Origin of the sequence: Methanolapillus africanus, from assembly GCF_032714475.1 — an archaeon.
GTDB lineage: Archaea > Halobacteriota > Methanosarcinia > Methanosarcinales > Methanosarcinaceae > Methanolapillus > Methanolapillus africanus.
Genome location: NZ_JAWDKD010000023.1, coordinates 15,903 through 34,590 on the forward strand (window position 1 = coordinate 15,903; position 18,688 = coordinate 34,590).

General features: G+C 44.8%; 15 protein-coding genes and 1 pseudogene. 10 read left to right on the forward strand and 6 right to left on the reverse strand.

Annotated features, from left to right (window positions below; genetic code table 11):
* Window positions 1-69 precede the first annotated feature (69 nt).
* Window positions 70-1,731: a DUF4435 domain-containing protein gene (locus tag MsAg5_RS08510; RefSeq protein WP_338100205.1), complete on the forward strand. Its 1,662-nt coding sequence runs from the start codon at window positions 70-72 to the stop codon at window positions 1,729-1,731.
* 187 nt (window positions 1,732-1,918) lie between these two features.
* On the opposite strand, the gene MsAg5_RS08515 is transcribed toward MsAg5_RS08510, so the two are convergent.
* The gene (locus tag MsAg5_RS08515; protein WP_338100206.1) at window positions 1,919-2,143 is read right to left on the reverse strand and encodes a hypothetical protein; all 225 of its coding nucleotides are present in this window, start codon (window positions 2,141-2,143) and stop codon (window positions 1,919-1,921) included.
* 221 nt (window positions 2,144-2,364) lie between these two features.
* On the opposite strand from MsAg5_RS08515, the gene MsAg5_RS08520 reads away from it, so the two are divergent.
* The 3 genes from MsAg5_RS08520 to MsAg5_RS08530 are packed head-to-tail and all read left to right on the forward strand — an operon-like array spanning window position 2,365 to window position 8,022.
* Entirely contained in the window at window positions 2,365-3,060 is a 696-nt protein-coding gene (locus MsAg5_RS08520) for a PHP domain-containing protein (RefSeq protein WP_338100207.1), read from the forward strand.
* Window positions 3,061-4,485 (forward strand): metallophosphoesterase, encoded by a 1,425-nt coding sequence (locus MsAg5_RS08525; protein ID WP_338100208.1) that lies wholly within the window; start codon window positions 3,061-3,063, stop codon window positions 4,483-4,485.
* Window positions 4,486-4,497: 12 nt separating this feature from the next.
* A complete protein-coding gene (locus MsAg5_RS08530; RefSeq protein WP_338100209.1) occupies window positions 4,498-8,022 on the forward strand; it encodes an AAA family ATPase in 3,525 nt (1,174 codons plus the stop codon).
* Window positions 8,023-8,111: 89 nt separating this feature from the next.
* Here MsAg5_RS08530 and MsAg5_RS08535 read toward each other — a convergent pair.
* A pseudogene (locus MsAg5_RS08535) lies at window positions 8,112-8,921 on the reverse strand (TPD domain-containing protein).
* A gap of 266 nt (window positions 8,922-9,187) precedes the next feature.
* Here MsAg5_RS08535 and MsAg5_RS08540 point away from each other — a divergent pair.
* The 5 genes from MsAg5_RS08540 (at window position 9,188) to MsAg5_RS08560 (ending at window position 15,546) form a co-directional block, all read left to right on the forward strand.
* Window positions 9,188-9,970, forward strand: a complete 783-nt coding sequence (locus tag MsAg5_RS08540; protein ID WP_338100210.1) for a heparan-alpha-glucosaminide N-acetyltransferase — start codon at window positions 9,188-9,190, stop codon at window positions 9,968-9,970.
* A 169-nt stretch (window positions 9,971-10,139) separates the two neighbouring features.
* Window positions 10,140-11,366 (forward strand): MBL fold metallo-hydrolase, encoded by a 1,227-nt coding sequence (locus MsAg5_RS08545; protein WP_338100211.1) that lies wholly within the window; start codon window positions 10,140-10,142, stop codon window positions 11,364-11,366.
* A 164-nt stretch (window positions 11,367-11,530) separates the two neighbouring features.
* Window positions 11,531-11,950, forward strand: coding sequence for an EMC6-like membrane protein (locus tag MsAg5_RS08550; RefSeq protein WP_338100212.1), 420 nt, complete (start codon window positions 11,531-11,533; stop codon window positions 11,948-11,950).
* 174 nt (window positions 11,951-12,124) lie between these two features.
* Entirely contained in the window at window positions 12,125-13,894 is a 1,770-nt protein-coding gene (locus MsAg5_RS08555) for a ribosome biogenesis/translation initiation ATPase RLI (RefSeq protein WP_338100214.1), read from the forward strand.
* A gap of 146 nt (window positions 13,895-14,040) precedes the next feature.
* Window positions 14,041-15,546 carry a dihydroorotase gene (locus tag MsAg5_RS08560; RefSeq protein ID WP_338100215.1) on the forward strand — a complete coding sequence of 502 codons (1,506 nt, stop codon included), beginning with the start codon at window positions 14,041-14,043 and terminating at the stop codon, window positions 15,544-15,546.
* 5 nt (window positions 15,547-15,551) lie between these two features.
* On the opposite strand, the gene MsAg5_RS08565 is transcribed toward MsAg5_RS08560, so the two are convergent.
* The 3 genes from MsAg5_RS08565 to eif1A all read right to left on the reverse strand — a co-directional run bounded on the left by MsAg5_RS08565 (window position 15,552) and on the right by eif1A (window position 17,551).
* A complete protein-coding gene (locus MsAg5_RS08565) occupies window positions 15,552-16,151 on the reverse strand; it encodes a KH domain-containing protein (RefSeq protein ID WP_338100216.1) in 600 nt (199 codons plus the stop codon).
* Between the two features lie 41 nt (window positions 16,152-16,192).
* Complete coding sequence (locus MsAg5_RS08570; RefSeq protein WP_338100217.1) at window positions 16,193-17,095, reverse strand: serine protein kinase RIO; 903 nt, start codon at window positions 17,093-17,095, stop codon at window positions 16,193-16,195.
* 126 nt (window positions 17,096-17,221) lie between these two features.
* Entirely contained in the window at window positions 17,222-17,551 is a 330-nt protein-coding gene (gene eif1A / locus MsAg5_RS08575; RefSeq protein ID WP_338100218.1) for a translation initiation factor eIF-1A, read from the reverse strand.
* A gap of 164 nt (window positions 17,552-17,715) precedes the next feature.
* Between eif1A and MsAg5_RS08580 the strand changes: the two genes are divergently transcribed.
* The gene (locus MsAg5_RS08580) at window positions 17,716-17,970 is read left to right on the forward strand and encodes a hypothetical protein (RefSeq protein ID WP_338100219.1); all 255 of its coding nucleotides are present in this window, start codon (window positions 17,716-17,718) and stop codon (window positions 17,968-17,970) included.
* A 459-nt stretch (window positions 17,971-18,429) separates the two neighbouring features.
* Here MsAg5_RS08580 and MsAg5_RS08585 read toward each other — a convergent pair.
* Window positions 18,430-18,688 (reverse strand): hypothetical protein (locus MsAg5_RS08585; RefSeq protein ID WP_338100220.1); only part of this gene is annotated, 259 nt, incomplete at its 5' end.

Sequence of the window (18,688 nt, forward strand, 5' to 3'; positions counted from 1 at the left end):
GTTCTAATGATTATACATTTCAATTTTTGAACATTTTCCTAAATCGATTTTAATGGAGTTAAAAAATCAATGTCTCAACAAGAATTAGGTCAGAATCAACAGATAGCCATACTTTTTCCAGATAAAGTATACGAATTTGAGTTGGGCATTCCCGTTGTTTTTTTAGGTGCAAATGGATCGGGTAAAACACGCCTTTGTACAGAAATTGAAAAAAGAAATGATACACGTTTTTCATCTACTTTTTCTGGACGTCGTTCTTATCCAGATAGAAGCTTATTAGTTCATAGACTATCAGCACAAAAATCTCTTTCGATACCAGATATAATTACAATACATGGAATTGAATCATCTGAAAAGGATTTATTTATAGGAGCGCAACATGAAAGTGCTTCTAAGTATCAATCAAAGTATAACTCGAATCCATCAACAGCTCTTGTTAATGATTATGATAAAGCCTTATCGTTGTTTTTCTCTCGAAACAATATCATTTTAGAAACACAACATGATATTTTTAGAACATCCGACAAAATTGGCCTACCTCGTCCTCCACTTGTAACAACACCAATTGAACAAGTTATTGAAATATGGAATTATTTACTGCCAAACAGAAAGCTTGATTTGTCTGGCGGTGCGGTTCACGTTGGAGGGAATGTACGCTATCATGGTAAAGAAATGAGTGATGGTGAAAGAGTTATCCTTTATATGATAATTCAAGTCCTTTCTCTCAAACCTAAATCTATTTTAATTATTGATGAACCGGAATTACATATTCATAAAGCAATATTGAACAAGTTATGGGATAAACTCGAAGAAATTCGCAAAAATTGTGTATTCATATATGTTACACATGACCTTGATTTTGCTGCTTCTCGAAATACCAATAAGGTTCTATGGGTGCGAGGGTTTGACGGAAACAAATGGGATTACAATTTTATAAATACAGATGATTACTCCGAACTTCCAGAAGCTTTGTTGTATGAGATAATTGGTACGCGTAAAAAAATCGTTTTTGTCGAAGGAGAAAGAGGAAGTTTTGATTACCAATTATATAAAGAATTATATGCAGACAAAAATTATCACGTGATTCCATGTGGTAGCTGTAAGCAAGTAATAAATTACGTAAAGGCAAAGAGGGGATATAATGCACTTGGCAGCATTGGTGTTGTTGGTATAATTGATAGAGATTTTCGTACTGATGATGAAATTAACAGTCTTGCTAAGGATGGAATCTATACTCTGAACGTAGCAGAAGTTGAAAATTTGTTTGTAGTTCCAGAATTGATTGATTTTGTATGTCGACAAATGGGTAGCGAATCTGAAAAAAATGAAGAAGCTAAAAGATTTGTTATAGACCAGTATAATCGTTTATTTAATAGCCAGATAAAAGAAGCAACCATTAAAACTATCAATTCTCAAATAAAGTGCATGAATATTAAAAATTATGAATTAGAGCCTCAAGAGATAGTGGATTCAATAATTAACGAGTTTACAGCTGATTACATACAAAGGATAATGGATGATAAAAAAATCATATACGATAAAACTACTGATATGACAGAAATTTTGCGTATTTTTAATCACAAAGGCCTTGTTACTGGTGTCGGAGAAAAGTTGGGCATTAAATCAAATGATTATCCTCGACGAGTTATCAATCTTTTGAAATATGATACTGGAGGAAGTAAACAACAAATAATTAATGCATTAAGTAAATATATTCCAGATTTGCCATAATTACTTAATTTCAAAAAAATCAATAAAAAAAGGGAATTTCCTGCCACCGGAAATTCCCTTCCTTTTTTCACACAATTGCCGTTCTTGCGATTGGCGGTATCGGTTTCGTTTTTGGTTCACACAATTTCTATCCGTTCAAAGGGATAAACATGAATTTTGGAGCCGTTCGAATATGGATTGGACGAATTTAATCCATAAAACGAATCGGGCGTTTGAAGATGATGAATTCGCCGCAAATGGATGCGAATTGCCAGCCTTGGGCCGCATACGATTCAATTTGGTCCACAATGTTGAGTTCGTCAACGGCGTCCATTTCGTATTCGAAATCCAGCAAACTTTCATAATTTTGATGGTTGTGATTTTTGGATTTTATGTCAAAAAATCCCGGCACTTGAATTGATTCTATCGACATTTCTGTCACCTCGTTCTCAGGTTCCTCTTCTTTTATTTTAAGAACAAACCCTTCAAGGACCTTTGAGCATATAAACTTCAAACAAGCGGGGTGAAAGTATTAAAGAAATATATTTTATAGTCGCCAATGAATTATTCTTTTAAAAAATCGTCTTTATTTTCCGATTATTTTATTGGATTATTTACAAAGAGAATATATAATTCAAAATCCAATTTTCAGGCATGTTCAAATTCGATTTACATATTCACTCACAATATTCGCGGGACTCAAAAGCCCCGCTTGAAGATATTTTACGGACCGCCAAGGAAAAAGGTCTTGACGGCATCGCGATTTGCGACCACGACGAAATAGAGGGCGCGTATAAGGCGATGGCATTGGTCCGCGAATTCCCGGAAAAATACGGCGGCTTGGTGGTGATTCCCGGCATTGAAGTCAGTACGGCCAAGGGACATATATTAGCGCTCAACGTGTCGGAAAAGATTCCGCCGATGATGACGCCGGAGGAAACCACCGATTATGCACGCGATTTGGGCGCCTTGTCGATTATTGCCCATCCGTTCCGAAAAAGCGCTCATGGAATCGGTTACGTTGAAGGCGCCGGCGCGGACGCCGTGGAAACTTTTAATTCAAAAAGCACCACGAACGGCGCCAACCAAAAGGCGGATCAAGAAGCCGACCGCCTCAAAATGCCTAAAACCGGCGGCAGCGACGCGCACATTGCGGAACTGGTGGGGCGCGGATATACAAACATTGACGCTACCGAAAACACAACGGAAGCGGTTTTAGAAGCCATCCGGCAGGGAAAAACAATTCCCGGCGGAGAACTGACGCCGTATTCGGTTGTTGTCCGGCAGATGGGCGGCAACGTCATTCGGCGGACGAAACGCTTTTTCAAAATGCAATTTCATGAGGTTTAAATGATTCAAATAATTCATACGGCCGACACACACCTCGGATACCGGCAATATCAAAACGACGTCCGAAAGCAGGATTTTTTTGATTCGTTCGCGTACGTCGCCGACAGCGCCGTAACGCTTGGCGCCGACGCCGTCGTTCACGCCGGCGATTTGTTTGATTCGCGCAATCCGTCACTGGAAGACTTGGTGGAGACGATTGCGGTTCTTCGGAAATTAAAAAACGCCGGCATTCCGTTTGTCGGCATCGTCGGCAACCATGAAGGAAAACAAAATACGCAGTGGCTGGATCTTTTTGAAGGGATGGGACTGGCGAAGCGTTTGTCTGAGAAACCGTACACGATTTCCAAGGACAGCGTGTCGGCACGTATTTACGGCATCGATAATTTATCTCATCCGAGACTATCAGCTTTCGATTTCTCCGTTTTTGAGCCGGAAACAGTGCCCGAAAATGAAACTGTTCGAACTTACAACTTATTGGTTCTCCACCAGCTTCTCAGTCCGCTCGTGCCGATGCAGCCCATGTGCTGCGGCGACTTTTTGGACAACATTTCGATTCCGTTCGACGCCGCGCTGCTGGGCGACAACCACAAATACGAATGTCAGAAGCACAACGACTGCTGGGTCACTTATCCGGGAAGCACCGAGCGGTGCAGCGCGTCCGAAGATGAAACACGGTATTTCAACCTGCTGACACTGGATGAAGAATTATCCATTACGCGATATATGATTCCGACGCGGGAATTTTTGACCATTTCCGTTCCGTACGGCGGCGAACAATCCGGTTATTTGGAAGCGGTTTACGCCAAAATCGACGAATATGCACAAAAGATTCCGGACGCTGTTGTTTTTGTGGAACTGTTGGGACTCAAAAAAACATTGATTTCGATCAGCGAAATTGAAGAATACGTTCTTGAAAAAGGCGCGCTCGTCGTCAAAGTCGGCGACAAGAGGGACCGTTACGACGAAGAACCGCAGCGCTTGGCGAATGTGACGTTTCAAGACCCGGACGAAGTCGTCAACCAAAACATCCGGATGCTGAATTTAACGGGCGCCGGCTTTCTTTTGGACAACGTCGTTCGCAGCAAAGAAATTTCAAAATCAAATGTCGACGAAGAGTCCGAAAACGGTTTAAAGGCTTTTCTGGAATCGATGGACTTTTCCGCGGAAATACGGCGGGAAAATTATGTGCGCGACGATTTCAGTTTCCCGGAAACGGTTGTGAAAGCAGAGTCGGAAAACATTTCGCCGATCGAAGAGGAAAAGCCGGAGACGGACCGCTTTGATGAGGCGGCTGGCGGCGCAAACGAAGACGATAAGCCGGTTGACTTGAAAAAACAAGACAAACAGCCGGAACCCGAAAATGAAAAAGAAAAGAAGCCGGGTCAAAAGCCGAAGCAGTATACGCTGGGCGACATGTTCGGATGAGGAGGAATGGGCATGAAATTCAAATCATTGCATGTGGAAAATATTCGCAGTTATCAGCAGCTGGACATTGATTTTAAAGACGGCGTCACCGTGATTTCGGGCGTGAACGGCAGCGGCAAATCCAGCATTTTGGAAGCGTGCTTCATCGGCTTATTCGGAACGGGCGCTCTTTCGGGAACCAGTCTGGTGATTCCGGACATGATCCGAAAGGGCAGTACGGTGGCGGAAATTGCGCTGGATTTCGAACACAAAGGCGCAGACTACCGGATCGAACAGCAGTTCAAAGTTCAAAAATCGGGTGCCGCCGGAAACACGAAGTCAATTCTGTACAAGAACGGCGAAATTATCGCGGAGCAAGCCAAAAAAACGTATACGGCCCTGTGCGAACTCCTCAATATGGATGAGGAAAATTTCAAAAACTGCGCTTACATCCGGCAAGGCGACGTCGACGCGCTCATCAACGCCAAACCCAAAGACCGGCAGCAGATGATTGACGATTTGCTGCAGCTCGGAAAACTGGAAGAATACCGCGAGCGGACAAACATATCAAAAACGTCCGTCAACCGCGTGATTCGTTCGGAAAACGACCGGCAAAAGGAAACGCAAAAGAAAATCGCCGAGATGAAGGAGAAAAACCTGTCCGGTCAAATCAATGACCGCCAAAAAACGTTGGAAGACATTAATACGGCCGTTTCCGGGCTTCGCGCGCAGAAAGAAGAAATCGGAAAGGACAGCGCACTTTTGGAAACGAAAATGAAAGAGCTGGAACAAATCGAAAAAGAGTTGGCCGACCTTTTAAAAAGTGCTTCTCAGTTAGAAAACGACTACAACAAAATTGTCGCCGACAAGGAAAAGGCGGTTGAAGACATATCGGCCAAAGAAAAAAGAATCGCAGAACTGCGCAACGCCGGCAAATTGATTAAAAATGAAATCGCCGGAGCCGATCCGGAAGAGCCGGTTAACGACATTCCGGCGCTTGTCTCCAAATTTAAAGCGGAGGAACGGACGGCAAACGATCAGCTGCATGAGGTTTCAAAGGCATTGGGCTTGGTTTTACAAGACAAGGATAATCTGAAAAAGCAAACCGATGAGAAAAGAATCGAAAAAGCAAAAGCGGAAAAAGGCTTGGAAGAAATCCGGACCAGATTAAGCCATCAAGATAAAGACATTGAAAAGATGAATCAAGCCGTCGAATCCGGATTTACGAACGCGCAAACTCAAAAAGAATCGTTTTTGACGCTGTTTGAAGACGTTTTGGATGAATTCAAAAAAGCGATGGTGCCGCCGTTTGAACAAACGGATTCAAACCCGGAACCAGCAAAATCGGAGGCAGACGCTGCGGAATCGGACGGCAGATGCCAACCGGTTTCGGACGGACCCTTTGAAGACATTTCATTCTGTTTCAGTTTGGTCAAAGCCGAAGAGCTGCCGATTCCGTCCGACGCCGAACTTTGGAAAAATCTCATTTCCGATATTGAGCGGTTGGAAACATTTATTCTTCAAAAATCAAAAGAAGACGAGCGGCGGCAAAGCGAGCCCGAGACGGAACGGGCTCAGATTTCGGGCGAATTGGAAGAGAAGAAAAAGCGGATTTCAGAAGCTGAAAAGGAAATTCTGGAGCTGGAAGCCGAACGCCAAAAAATCGAATCGGACCTTCAAGCCGAAACAAAACATGCTGCTGCGGTTTCAAAGAATTTGACGGATTTCCGGTTTATTTTGTCGGAAAATCAAAACAAACGCAACGCCAAGATCAAATTGTGTCCCGCGTTTGAAGAAACGGTTCCGAAAGCGCATTTGGATTTCATGCAAATTGAACCGGCCGATGTTGAGAAAACGTATGATTTTATTGTGAAAACGCAGGAAAGCGTCGTTTCCGAGAAATCCCGGCTGTCGGCTGAAAAAACCGGCATCGAAAAGGAACTCAAAAGAAAAGAAGACCTTTTCAAGTCCGGCAAGTGCCCCACTTGCAGACAAGCGGTTGCGGCTCAGCAATCTCAATCTCACACGCATGTATACGCCACCGATGACGAAATGAAACGGATGGCCGACATTGCCGCGCAGCTGACGGTTCTTGAGAAATCGGAAACGGAGAACAGAACCCAACTGTCCGTTTTAAAGGAAATTAAAGAATTGGACGTCAGAATCGAAGAGTTGAACTCTAAAATCAAAACCGCAACGGCTGAAGAAAAAGGCAAAAAAGAACTGATTGAAAAATACAAAGCGGATTTGGTTGAAAACGAGAAGAAACGGACTGAAAAAGCCGGCCAGAAAATGGAAAACACCGTTTTTTGCGACACGCGCCAAAAAGATCTGGAAGCGCTCAACCGCCGCTTGCTGTCGCTCAAAGAAGAGAACTCAAAACGGACGGCCAAAGCCGGACAGCTGACGGCGCAAAAGAAAATATTTGCAGAAACCGCTAACGGAATCCTTCGGAATTATGTGGCGCTGGAAAGTTTGAAAGATCTGAAAAACGAATCGGAAAAGCGAAAAGCGGAGCTTGAAAAAGCGATTGCGGACTTGACAGCGGCAATCGAATCTCAGAACCAAACTTTGGAAAAAATAACAGGCAACGAGGAAAAGATTCGGGCGGAAAAACAAGTCAAAGAAAATGTTTGGACTCAAAAAGAGAATCTGCTCAAAAAAGCTGAACGTTTATCCTTAACAGCCGGCGATGAGGAAAGGACAAAAATGGAACTGTCGGCACTCACGGAAAAAATGGCGCATTTGGACGGCTCCGCCAACCAATACCGGCGACAAATCACTGAAAAGAAGGAAAGGGCGGACCAACTGAACTCGAAGATGGACGGATTGAAAGTTTTGAACGGCATGACGCTGAACGAAAAAATCGACGAAAATAGAAGAAAAGAGTCGGCTGTTTCCAATCAAATTAAGGAATGGGAAGCGCACAAAACAACGCTGACGGAACAAATCGGAATGCTGCAAAGTGAAATCAAACAGCTGCGGCAGCTGGAAGAGGACGCGAAGATTCTGCGCAACAAAATCGGATTCTTGATGCTTGTTTTGGAAGACGTGACGGCTCTCGAAGACATGTATTTGAGAATCCGCGGCGACATGCGTTCCCGAAACATTGAGGCGCTCGACATTTTGCTCAACGATATGTTTGATTTCATTTATTCGAACAACGCGTATTCCCATTTGGAGCTGGACGCCGATTATAACTTAAAAGTGTATGAGAAGGACGGATCCGTGCTGGAGCCAAAACAGCTCAGCGGCGGCGAACGCGCGATTTTCAATTTGGCGCTCCGGTGTGCGATTTACCGGCTGCTGTCGCTCGGATTTGGCGAAGACAATCAAGGAAAAACATCCCTGCCGCCGCTGATTTTTGACGAGCCGACCGTCTTTTTAGACAGCGGGCATGTCGGGCAGCTGATCAAACTGATCGACCGGATGAAAGAAGACGGCGTCGGACAGATCATCGTGGTGTCGCATGACGAATCTCTGATTGATTCCGCCGACCAAAACTTCCGCATCGAAAAAGATTCGCTGACAAACGCCTCGGAATTGACGAGCGTCTGAGTTGGATTTTGAAAAAATCCAACCCTGTTTTTTATGATTTGAAAAAAAGTGATTGCCATAACGCGCGCGGCGCCGCCCATACACAAAACTTACCAGTGAATGACGAAATTGAGCAAATGCTCGACTTGCGCGCCCAACTCTTCTTTAAAGAAAGAGGCGTCCACAATCAGGTAGCCTTCCGCTTGGTCTTCTAAAATTTCAGCCAAGAATCCGAACCAGTAAACCACAAGTCCGCTGCCGTAAAGACCGGTGTATTCCAAAAATTGGTTCTTTTCGTAATGTTTGTGTTCCGCGGTGCCGCCGAAAAGCGCTTTGCTTTCGACCCAGTGAATCTATTGACCGGAAATGCAAATCGGTTTTTTGAGAACAAAGTCCGGGGTTTTTCCGGGACCGTTGGCGCGGATTTCGTCTTCGGACATAAAGTCGCAATTTTTCAGCGTGAGCCAAAGGGAAACGATGTTTTCGCCGGCTTTGCCTTTGACTTCCTGCATTTTATGCGCGCGCGGGGAAAAATAGTAATCGGAATTGAGAGCTTCCATCAGCTCTTTTCGAATCCGTGAGTTTTGAGCTTCTTTCGGATTTTTGTAAAGCGCCGCAATTTCCTTTTTGTTGTAGCCGATTTTTTTCAAAATAAGCGTTGAAATGAGTGTCGGCGGATATTTGTGTCTTTTCGCCAAATCTAAAAAAGAAACACCGGAAATCCAATCGTTCACGATTTCGTTTTCTTTTTTGTTCATCTGGTGATACGACTTTTTAACGACCTGAACGACTTTTTGATTGAGAATCGACGACAAAACGCCGACCGGAAGGTTGTATTTTTGAGACAAACGAATGACGTCGTCATGGCTTTTAAGCGCGTCGTAACAGGTTTTGTAAAGCGTCGAGTCCATTGTCGTCATCCGTTTCTGCCGGAAAAGAATGGCCCGGCCGATATAAGTTTAAATTGTGATTCATCAGAAATAATTGAAAACATTGTGTTTCGGTGTCTGAAATCGCCGATATTATTTAATTTTTTTTAATCAAAACGATAAAATAAAAATGGTTTTTTATATTTATTGAAAGATTATCATATATTTCCGGAATTATTAATTCTGGTTTTATCAAAATAGTTCAAAATAATTCAATATTAATATCGTATTGTCGTAACCTTGATTCAGGAGTAAACATGCGGACAGTTTTACGAAAACCCGGACGGTTTTATGAAATCGACGTCTTGCGCGGTTTTGCCGTTATCCTCATGGTCATTTACCATTTCCTGTACGATTTGGATTATTTCAACGTTTATCCCATGCCGTCCTGGTTTTGGCCGCAGCAGTTCTACGGATTCCCCGTCACGATTTTGTTTGCCGCCATCGCCGGCCTGTCGCTCACGTTGGCGGCCGCCGGGACAGCAGATTCTAGAACCCTCACCCGGAAATTTGTCCGCCGCGGCCTGAAAATATTTGCGGTCGGTCTTTTGATTACGGTTGTCACATGGTTTTACCCGCACGACGGTTTTATCGTCTTCGGAATCTTGCATCTCATCGGTATTTCAACAATCCTTTCCATTCCGTTTTTGCTCCGGCACACCAAATCCGGCGCAACCACGCCCAAAGATGCTTGGATTCCACTCGTCCTTGGAGTTGTAATTATTCTTCTCGGCCCGCTCGTCCGAAAAATATCGGGGCCTGCCTGGCTCATCCCGTTCGGCGTTCGCCCATCCGGATTCTCATTCTTGGATTACGAGCCGCTGATCCCGTGGTTCGGCGTCATTCTCATCGGTGTCGCGATCGGGTTTTGGCTGTATCCTGCCGGCGTTCGGAAAATTCATGTTCCGGCCCAGATGCCCGGATTTTTAAGCCCGTTTTCCATCATTGGGCAACACTCCCTTATTATTTATTTGATTCATCAGCCCTTGATTCTCCTGCTCCTTCAAATTTTTGGAATTATTGATTTAGGAATTTTCTAAAAAACAAGTGCTGCCGGTATAAATTTGGTTTTGGAAATTTAATCCGTGATAAGCTTTTCGATTTTGTCAAATTAAAAACGTTTAAAAGGTATCAGGAACTATTCTGTCAGAAATCAAAAGTTTAAAATCAAAAACAACTCAGACAACTCAACGGAAGGAAGCGAACAAAATGTATTCAAAAGAACTGGCGGAAATGGGTGTGGTGCTGTTTCGCCAGCAAAACGAATCCGGCGGCATTAAGCCTCATTTGTTCGTTCGCTTCAAATCTGTTTTCGGAAATCTTGTCACGTTTGCCATCGATACCACCCGCATTGCACAGAAGAGTTTGCAGCCGGACGCTTATCTGATTACGCACGCGCATTCCGACCACTACGGCAAATCCGCCATGCTGTCCGAACAAGCGTGGTGCTCGTCGGAAACCGCCAAAGCTTTGGAAATCCGATACGAAAAGAACTATTTGGGAAACACGTTCGAGCTCGGCGAAACTTTTTTGGCCGGCGGCGTTTGCGTCCAAACGTTCCCGGTTCACCACACGGCCGGTGCAACGGCTTTTTATTGGGAAAATGAAGTCGGAACACGCATTTTAGTCACCGGCGACGTGAAAGACGCGTGTTGCTTGCCGCCGTGCGACGTTCTCATTACGGAAGCCAGTTACGGCGACCCGGAAGATTTCGGATGCTATTTCGACGACGACATCGAAGGTATTGAAGAAGCGATTTTGGCGAACATCGGCAAAAAGGAAATTGCCTTTGGGGCTTACGAGTTCGGAAAAGCCCAAAAAGCGGTCACGGTGATTCGCCAATTGGGCTATAACGGACCGATCGCCATGAATGAAAAGACGCTCCGGCTGACGGAACAGTTTACGGACAGCGCCGGCGAGTTGGTTTTAATATCAGAGAAGCGGGAAGCCGCCGCTGCAGAAAATGGAGAAATGACAACTGCTGAAAACGAGGAGTTTGCTGCTGCCGGAAACGGAGAAATTGATGTTGCCGGAAAAGAAACAATCCGGTGCGGTATATCTGTTGTTCCGCCGCACGTTCTGTCGGAAATGAATTTGGAAACGCAAAAATATGTGCTGACCTGCCGGACGGACTATCCGTTCCAAAATATCCGCCTCAGCGACCACTTGGATGTGAACGGACTCACACGCATGGTTCAAAATCTGAATCCGAAAGTGACGGTCGTCTACCATCCGAACAACAGTCCGCGCACGAAAAAATTTGCCAAACACCTCAACAAGACCGGTTTTTTGGCTGTGTCGCTTCAGGATATTAAAAACATCGTCGGCAACGGAAAACAAAACGGCGCTCAAAAGACATCGGCGGATCCGATTTCACCTCAAAACCCGTATGAAGAGATAAGAGACGAACGGGAAATCAAAAGCCAAGCCGTTTGAAAACATTTATAAGTCTTTCCTTTGTTGTATCTGCTCAAATCAATCCATTTTTAAGAAATAACTTTCTAAATGACGATTCATAAATATTAAATATCATTTTCAATTGACGAATCATTGACCAATCATTTCGACTTATCGCGATAATTATTCCCGGAGAACGGAAAATGGCAAAAAGAGAAGCGGCAAAAAAAGAAGAAAAGGGAAAGCCCGAACACGTTGAAGCGGAACAGGTCGCCGGAAAACCCGACGCGGCAAATGCAGCCGGAAAGCCGGAAAAAACACCGGAAGAAAAGAAACGCGCGTACAGAGAAAATCTTGTCAAAACATTGAGCGCCGCTCTTTTCGGAATTATATGCGGCGTCCTTTGTTATGTTGCCTTCGGCACGGGCGAAAATGTCTTTTGGCTGCTGGTTCTGATTCCCCTTTTGGCGGTCACTTATTATATCCAAAGACGGTTGGTTTTCCCGATGGTAAAATTAGACGTCAGTTCCATTTCCGGCAAAGAATGGATCGGTATTCAGTTCCTTGTTTTACTTTACTGTCTGGTGACGTGGACCATTATCTTAAACGCCAGCTTTTTGTGAGAAACGTCGGCGAAAGCCGACTCTTTTTTAATATTTGACCGGACGCGAAATGAAATTTTGACGCCGGTTTTGGAACATTGAATTTAAATCCTTTCATTTTATTTTGATTTCAAAATCATTATTTTCGATTGAACGACTTTACAATAACGATTCATTTGCTTTTGGGAAAAGATTATGAGAATAGCTATTTTAAATAAAGATAAGTGTCAGCCGCGCCAGTGCAGCAAAGAATGCTACAAATACTGCCCGCGCGTCCGAACCGGAGACGAGACGATTTTATTCGGCGACGACGGGAAAGCGATTATTTCCGAAGAACTCTGTGCCGGCTGCGGCATTTGCGTCAAAAAATGCCAATTCGGCGCGATTATGATCATCGGTTTGCCGGAATCGCTCGACAAGCCGACGCACCGCTACGGCCAAAACGGTTTCACTCTTTTCGGACTGCCGGTGCCGCAAAAAGGAAAAGTGACCGGTATTTTGGGTCCGAACGGCATCGGTAAATCGACGTCGGTTCAAATTTTATCGGGAACGCTCATTCCGAATTTCGGGGAAAAGACCGCGGATTGGGACACGGTTTTGAAACATTATGCCGGAACGGCGCTTTATGATTATTTCAAATTAGCAGCCTCGGGACAATTGCGCGTTTCTCAAAAACCGCAGTATGTGGACTTAATTCCGAAAGCTTTTAAGGGAAAAACCATTGACCTTTTGAAGAAAGCCGACACCAGCGGAAGTTTGGATATGCTGGTCGACCGGCTCGATATGGCTGACATTTTGGACCGCGACATCAAAGCGCTCAGCGGCGGCGAACTTCAAAAAGTCGCCATTGCCGCCTGTGCCGCCAAGGACGCCGACTTTTATTTCTTTGACGAAATCAGCCCGTACCTCGACATTTACCAGCGCATCAACGCCGCCCGCCTGATTCAGGAAATGGCGAAGGAAAAAGGCAAATCCGTGTTGGTCGTCGAGCACGACTTGGCGATTCTGGATATGCTGGCCGACACCGTTCACATCGCTTACGGACAAGCCGGCGGCTACGGTGTGATCACGCTTCCGAAAACGGTGAGAGTCGGTATTAACCAATACATTAAAGGTTATCTGCCGGAAGAAAACATGCGGATTCGCGATGAAGCGATTCGTTTTGAAACACACCCACCGGTAGAAGGACCGGACATCAAAACCATTCTGTCTTACGACTCGTTTTCCAAGTCTTTTGAAAACGTATTCTCATTGGAAGCCAAAGGCGGCAGCATCAAAGAAGGTGAAGTGCTGGGTATTGTCGGTCCGAACGGCACCGGTAAATCCACGTTTGTGAAGATTCTGGCCGGCGAAATCGAACCGGACTCGGGCGAAGTCGGCATTGACGTGAAAATTTCCTACAAACCGCAATACATCAAAGCCGATGTGGAAGTCCGTGTCCGCGACTTTTTGATGGACCTCGCCGACAATTTCGGAACCAGTTTCTACGAAGTGGAAATTGCCCGTCCGCTCCAGCTGGCATCGCTTTACGACAACATGCTTTCCGACTTGAGCGGCGGCGAACTGCAGCGTGTGGCGATTGCCGCTTGTTTGAGCCGCAACGCCGACTTTTACATTTTGGACGAGCCGAGCGCGCATCTTGACGTCGAGCAGCGCGCGATTGTGACGAAAGTCATCACGCGGTTTGCGGAAAGCAACGGTAAAACGGCGATGGTGGTCGACCACGACATTTACATGATCGATATGATCAGCCAGCGATTGATTGTTTTTGAAGGCGAGCCGTCAAAAAGCGGTATTGCAAACGCTCCGACAACCATGAAAAAAGGCATGAACAAATTCTTATCGAATTTGGATATCACCTTCCGGCGTGATGAGGAAACAAAACGCCCGCGTGTGAATAATTACGATTCACGCCTCGACCGCGAACAAAAGGAAAAGGGCGAATATTACTACACGGGCGAATGATTCAATCATTTGCCTTTTCTTTTTTGTTTCTGTTTTGTTTTTATTTTTTTATTTTTTATTTTTTATTTTTTTCTGTTTTCATTTTCTTTTTTCTTCATTTTTCACTTATCCCAAAATATATTAGATTTGAAAACTTTTATATTACTATGCCAGATGTTCTCATTAAAAACGTCCGCTTGCTTGCGGATGGCGTGCTGACGCCCGCCGAAATTCTCATTGAAAACGGAAAAGTGACCGGAATTGCCAAAGAGTTCCGGATTTCCGAATACGACGCACTGATCGACGGAAAAAACGCCGTCGCCATTCCGGCCGGAATCGACGCGCACGTTCACTTCCGGGACCCGGGAATGACCTACAAGGAAAATTGGTACACCGGATCCTGCTCGGCCGCAGCCGGCGGCATCACCACTGTTTTGGAACACCCGAACACACTCCCGCCGGTTATTGATAAATCCGGATTTTATTTGAAATTGAAGCAAGCCAAAAAGAAATCCATCATTGATTTCGGCATCAACGGCGGCGTCACCAACAATTTAGAAAAATTAACCGAACTGTGGGCGCTTGGCGTCAACTGTTTCGGCGAAATATTCATGGCGGAATCGACGGGCGGCCTCAACATCAGCAATGATACGCTTGGCAGCGCGCTGTCAAAGATCGGACAAATGGAAGCGGTGGCTGCCATTCATGCCGAGGACGACGCGCTTCGCCTTCAAAACGAGAAACTCCTTCTGAATGACAATTCCGACGACGTGCATTCCCGTATCCGGCCAAATGAATGTGAAGAAATTGCCGTTCGGAATTGCCTGAAAATCAACGAAGCCGAAAAAACGCCGACAAACATTCATTTCTGTCACACGAGCACGCCGGAAGCGGTGGCTTTGATTGACGCCGCCCGAAAAGATCTGCAAGCCAAACAGAATCAGATGATTGAAAAAAATAAAAACAAAGATCCGGCAGAAAGAACGAGCGATTATCAAATTCTCCGGCACATCACCTGCGAGGTGACGCCGCACCACTTATTTTTGTCAACGAAAGACTGCGGACGGCTCAAGACGTTCGGCAAAATGAATCCGCCGCTGCGCGATCCGAAAAGTGCGGAATACATGATGACTGCGCTGCGAACCGGTTTGGTGAACGCTGTCGCGTCCGACCACGCGCCGCACCGGACTTATGAAAAAGAAACGGCGATCAAAGCCGCGCCGTCGGGCGTTCCCGGCGTTGAGACGCTGATGCCGCTCATGCTGGCGGCGGTTCGGAAAAACATGCTGTCGCTGGAACGGATGATTGAAGTCACCAGCCGGAATCCGGCGCGGATTTTTGATCTGGAGCGGCTCGGCAAAGGATTCTTAAAACCCGGATTTGACGCGGATATTGTTCTTTTTGACCCGAAAGACGTTCAAGTGATCAAAGCGAAAAATCTGCATACCCGCTGCGAATGGACGCCTTATGAAGGCATGGACGGGATTTTTCCGGCGATGACGCTGTCGCGCGGCGATGTTCTGTGGGACGGCAGTCAGATTATTGCCAAAAAGGGACGCGGCAGTTTCTTGCCGGGAAAAGGACGAAGACCGGATGCGGATGAGTTTGACGGCGTCGATGATCGCGATTTGATTGATGAGAATGAGATGGAAAATGAAGAAGAGGATGAATGATTGGATCATTCGTCTTCATCTTCAAATTCGTCATCAAATTCATTTTCGGCGTCCACGTCGATGTATTCGATGGAATCCATTTGCGAACGGATGAGGTCGTCGTGTTTCTTTTCAAGGAAGCTGTAAACGGTGCCGTGGTTGACGCCGTTGACGAGCATATCGATGGCGGTTCGAATGATGGTGGTTTGTTCCGGATAGCCGATAACGCTGACGGTTTTGCCGTAAACGGAAATTTTCACATTGATGAGGCGTTCGGCGATTTCACGTGTTTTTCCTTCGCGGCCGATGATCCGGCCTTTCAGGCGCGCCAATTCTTTGGGCGTTGTGGCGGCTTCCGATAAATCGATGACGTCGAGCATCAGGAAGTCGTCGTTGAAGAGTTCAAGGGCTTTTTCGGGAGAAAAACCGCGGGCAATGGCTTTGATGACTTCCATCGCGCGCATGGAAAGGATGACGTCTTCTTCGGATTTGATTTCGATCCGGCCGTCTTCGCCGTCGATTTCTAAAACCACTTTGGCGGCTTCTTCAATTTGCTTTTTGGTACTGCCGCCGGGACCGATGATAACGGCGACTCTTTCTTTGGGAACTTTTAAAAATTGTGTCATAGTGATCTTCCTATTGTGATGATGAGATGAAATAAATTTAATTAATTTTCGGATAATTCTAATTCTTCCGAATCGGTTTCAATTTGTTCATTTTCGGATTCGTCCGGCTTGTTTTCACCGGATTCGTTGAGTTCTTTTTCGTATATTTCGTCCGTTTCATTTCTTTGCTTGACGTGCTGCAAAACTTCTTTTTTGTCGGCTTTGACGCCGTATTTTTTAAAGAAACGGAGAATATTTTCAAGATCCCGGGACATAAATTCGCGGGCGTTGGGATGGTCGAGCGTGACGGCTTGTCCGACGTCGATGATGACGGCTTCCATTTTTTCGGTATCGACCAAAATGTTGTATTCGCTTAAATCGGAATGGACCAAATGCGCACGAACATAAAGCCGGCGGATGTCTTCGATGACTTGATCGTAAATGTTTTGCGCCTCCGCGTCGTCCAGCGGCGTATCTTTCAGCAGCGGATAGGGAATTTTGTCTTTGCCCATGAATTCCATGACGAGAACGTTGCGTTCGTTTACAATCGGACGGGGCGCCCGGATGCCGGCTTTTCGGACGCGCAGAAGATTTTGGGCTTCTTTTTGCGTCCAGGCGAAAACGATATCTTTGCGGCTGTGGCGGATATTGGTGAAGCGCGGATCTTTGAGGATGTACGGGTCCATCGCTTTGAAGGTGCCGGAGGTCAGCCGGTAGATTTTTACGGCGACTTCACCTTCATTTCCGGCGGCATAAAAGACGTTGGCTTCTTTTCCGGTGCTGATGGAGCCGCCCATTTCCGTAATGTATCCTTTGTTGGCGAGCGTGTAGAGTAATTTCAGAGTCGGGACGTCAAAGACGTTTTCCTCGGCTTTTAAAAAGGACGAATCTTTCTTAAAAGTCCGGTTTTTGTCTCTTTTGTCTTCGATTTTTCGCATTTGCTTGTCGATTTTTTTCTCACTCATTCCATCACAGCGCTGCGTTTGAAAAAAAGAAATGACCAATCTGCTTGTTCTGGTTTTTATTGGTCAATTCGGAGGTCATGGTAAAAATTGAAAAAATAAAAAGCGGAACCGTGGTTCCGTAAAGAATTATTTGCGGAGGAAGCCTTTTTTGTCCAGCCAGTCCACCTGCGGACGGGTGTATTTCCAGATGATGTCGGCTTTTTCGTCCTGGAAATCCCACGGAACGGCGATCACGACGTCGCCTTCATGGATCCAGATTTTCTTTTTCATAGAACCGGGAATCCGGCCCAAGCGGACAACGCCGTCCATACATCTTAATTTTAAGTGGTTGGCGCCGAGAAGGCTTTCAACAATGGCCAACACTTCACGTTCTTCTTTTTTCGGAATACGGACGCGAATGACTTGTTCGCCTTCCGGAGCCGGGGGTCCCTTTTTAAAATTTCTGTTATCTGCCATAATGATCTTCTTTTAATTTTGAATTAATAATGTATTTCCTGCATTGTTTTTAATGATTTGCATGAGTTGTGGATTAAGATTTGTGCTAATAATATTGCTTCTCTGTTTAAAGGTTGTGTTGATTCAGCCTGAGCGGATGATGATGAAAAAACGGGGTTCCTTTTTTGTTTTTCATAAAATTTGTTGCCGTAGCGCGCGCGGCGGCGCACTCGATACAAACTGAAACCGAAACTGAAACTGAAACTGAAACTGAAACTGAAACTGAAACTGAAACTGAAACTGAAACTGAAACTGAAACTGAAACTGAAACTGAAACTGAAACTGAAACTGAAACTGAAACTGAAACTGAAACTGAAACAACAATAATCGGCATTCTGCCGATTATTGTTGTTTCCGATCGGACCAAAAGAGAAACATAGACAGATAGACAGACAACACCGGAAATTGATATTGTTTATCCGAATTTAATTTAGGAACTATTAATACAAAAAGAGTTCAAAAACAAACCGCTCAAAACCTTTATATACGAAACATGTCTTGTTAAGTTCCGCTCAGTCGGCATGTAAAAACAAGCCTAATGAGTTCGATTGATAAGTTTTTTTATCAATTTTGTGATGTTGACTTTTTTTGTTAAAAGTTTGATTTTTTTAACAAATATCTTGATTCTTTTTGAGTCATCGATTTTGGGAAAAGTTGAATCAAAATCGTTATATACGATTGCAACGTTACTATCAATTCCGCGCGAATTTCGCAGAAATTTGCGGGAAATTCAATCATAATTACAAATTAATAATGAGGTCGGGAGTTTTTTCCTTGACTGATATGTGACCTGATGTTTCGGTAAACTCTGACGGTGGTTTTTATCATCTTAACCAAAGTTAAGGTAAAAAATCACTCGCGAGCGAGTGAACTGAAACATTAAAACCAAATGTGATGCAAGTGAATGCAACAAAATAGAAATTGGTAGTTTTTCCAAAGGTCATTTTTAGCAATAAATGTGATTTTTGAGAGGCGCTCTTTTCGTTTGATTGTAATCCTTGGCCAAAATCAAATTTAGTTTTAAACTTTCCAAACAATATTAAATAAAAGCTGTGCAGGCAAATGAAATATAGTTGCCAGTAATAATTCCGGTTGATT

What these genes read in the sequence shown, in the direction of transcription:
- MsAg5_RS08555 (WP_338100214.1), top strand. Translation starts at nt 12,125, where the DNA reads ATGAGAATAGCTATTTTAAATAAAGATAAGTGTCAGCCGCGCCAGTGC.
- MsAg5_RS08540 (WP_338100210.1), top strand. Translation starts at nt 9,188, where the DNA reads ATGCGGACAGTTTTACGAAAACCCGGACGGTTTTATGAAATCGACGTC.
- MsAg5_RS08510 (WP_338100205.1), top strand. Translation starts at nt 70, where the DNA reads ATGTCTCAACAAGAATTAGGTCAGAATCAACAGATAGCCATACTTTTT.
- MsAg5_RS08520 (WP_338100207.1), top strand. Translation starts at nt 2,365, where the DNA reads ATGTTCAAATTCGATTTACATATTCACTCACAATATTCGCGGGACTCA.
- MsAg5_RS08565 (WP_338100216.1), bottom strand. Translation starts at nt 16,151, where the DNA reads ATGACACAATTTTTAAAAGTTCCCAAAGAAAGAGTCGCCGTTATCATC.
- MsAg5_RS08570 (WP_338100217.1), bottom strand. Translation starts at nt 17,095, where the DNA reads ATGAGTGAGAAAAAAATCGACAAGCAAATGCGAAAAATCGAAGACAAA.
- MsAg5_RS08545 (WP_338100211.1), top strand. Translation starts at nt 10,140, where the DNA reads ATGTATTCAAAAGAACTGGCGGAAATGGGTGTGGTGCTGTTTCGCCAG.
- MsAg5_RS08550 (WP_338100212.1), top strand. Translation starts at nt 11,531, where the DNA reads ATGGCAAAAAGAGAAGCGGCAAAAAAAGAAGAAAAGGGAAAGCCCGAA.
- MsAg5_RS08525 (WP_338100208.1), top strand. Translation starts at nt 3,061, where the DNA reads ATGATTCAAATAATTCATACGGCCGACACACACCTCGGATACCGGCAA.
- MsAg5_RS08515 (WP_338100206.1), bottom strand. Translation starts at nt 2,143, where the DNA reads ATGTCGATAGAATCAATTCAAGTGCCGGGATTTTTTGACATAAAATCC.
- MsAg5_RS08530 (WP_338100209.1), top strand. Translation starts at nt 4,498, where the DNA reads ATGAAATTCAAATCATTGCATGTGGAAAATATTCGCAGTTATCAGCAG.
- MsAg5_RS08560 (WP_338100215.1), top strand. Translation starts at nt 14,041, where the DNA reads ATGCCAGATGTTCTCATTAAAAACGTCCGCTTGCTTGCGGATGGCGTG.
- eif1A (WP_338100218.1), bottom strand. Translation starts at nt 17,551, where the DNA reads ATGGCAGATAACAGAAATTTTAAAAAGGGACCCCCGGCTCCGGAAGGC.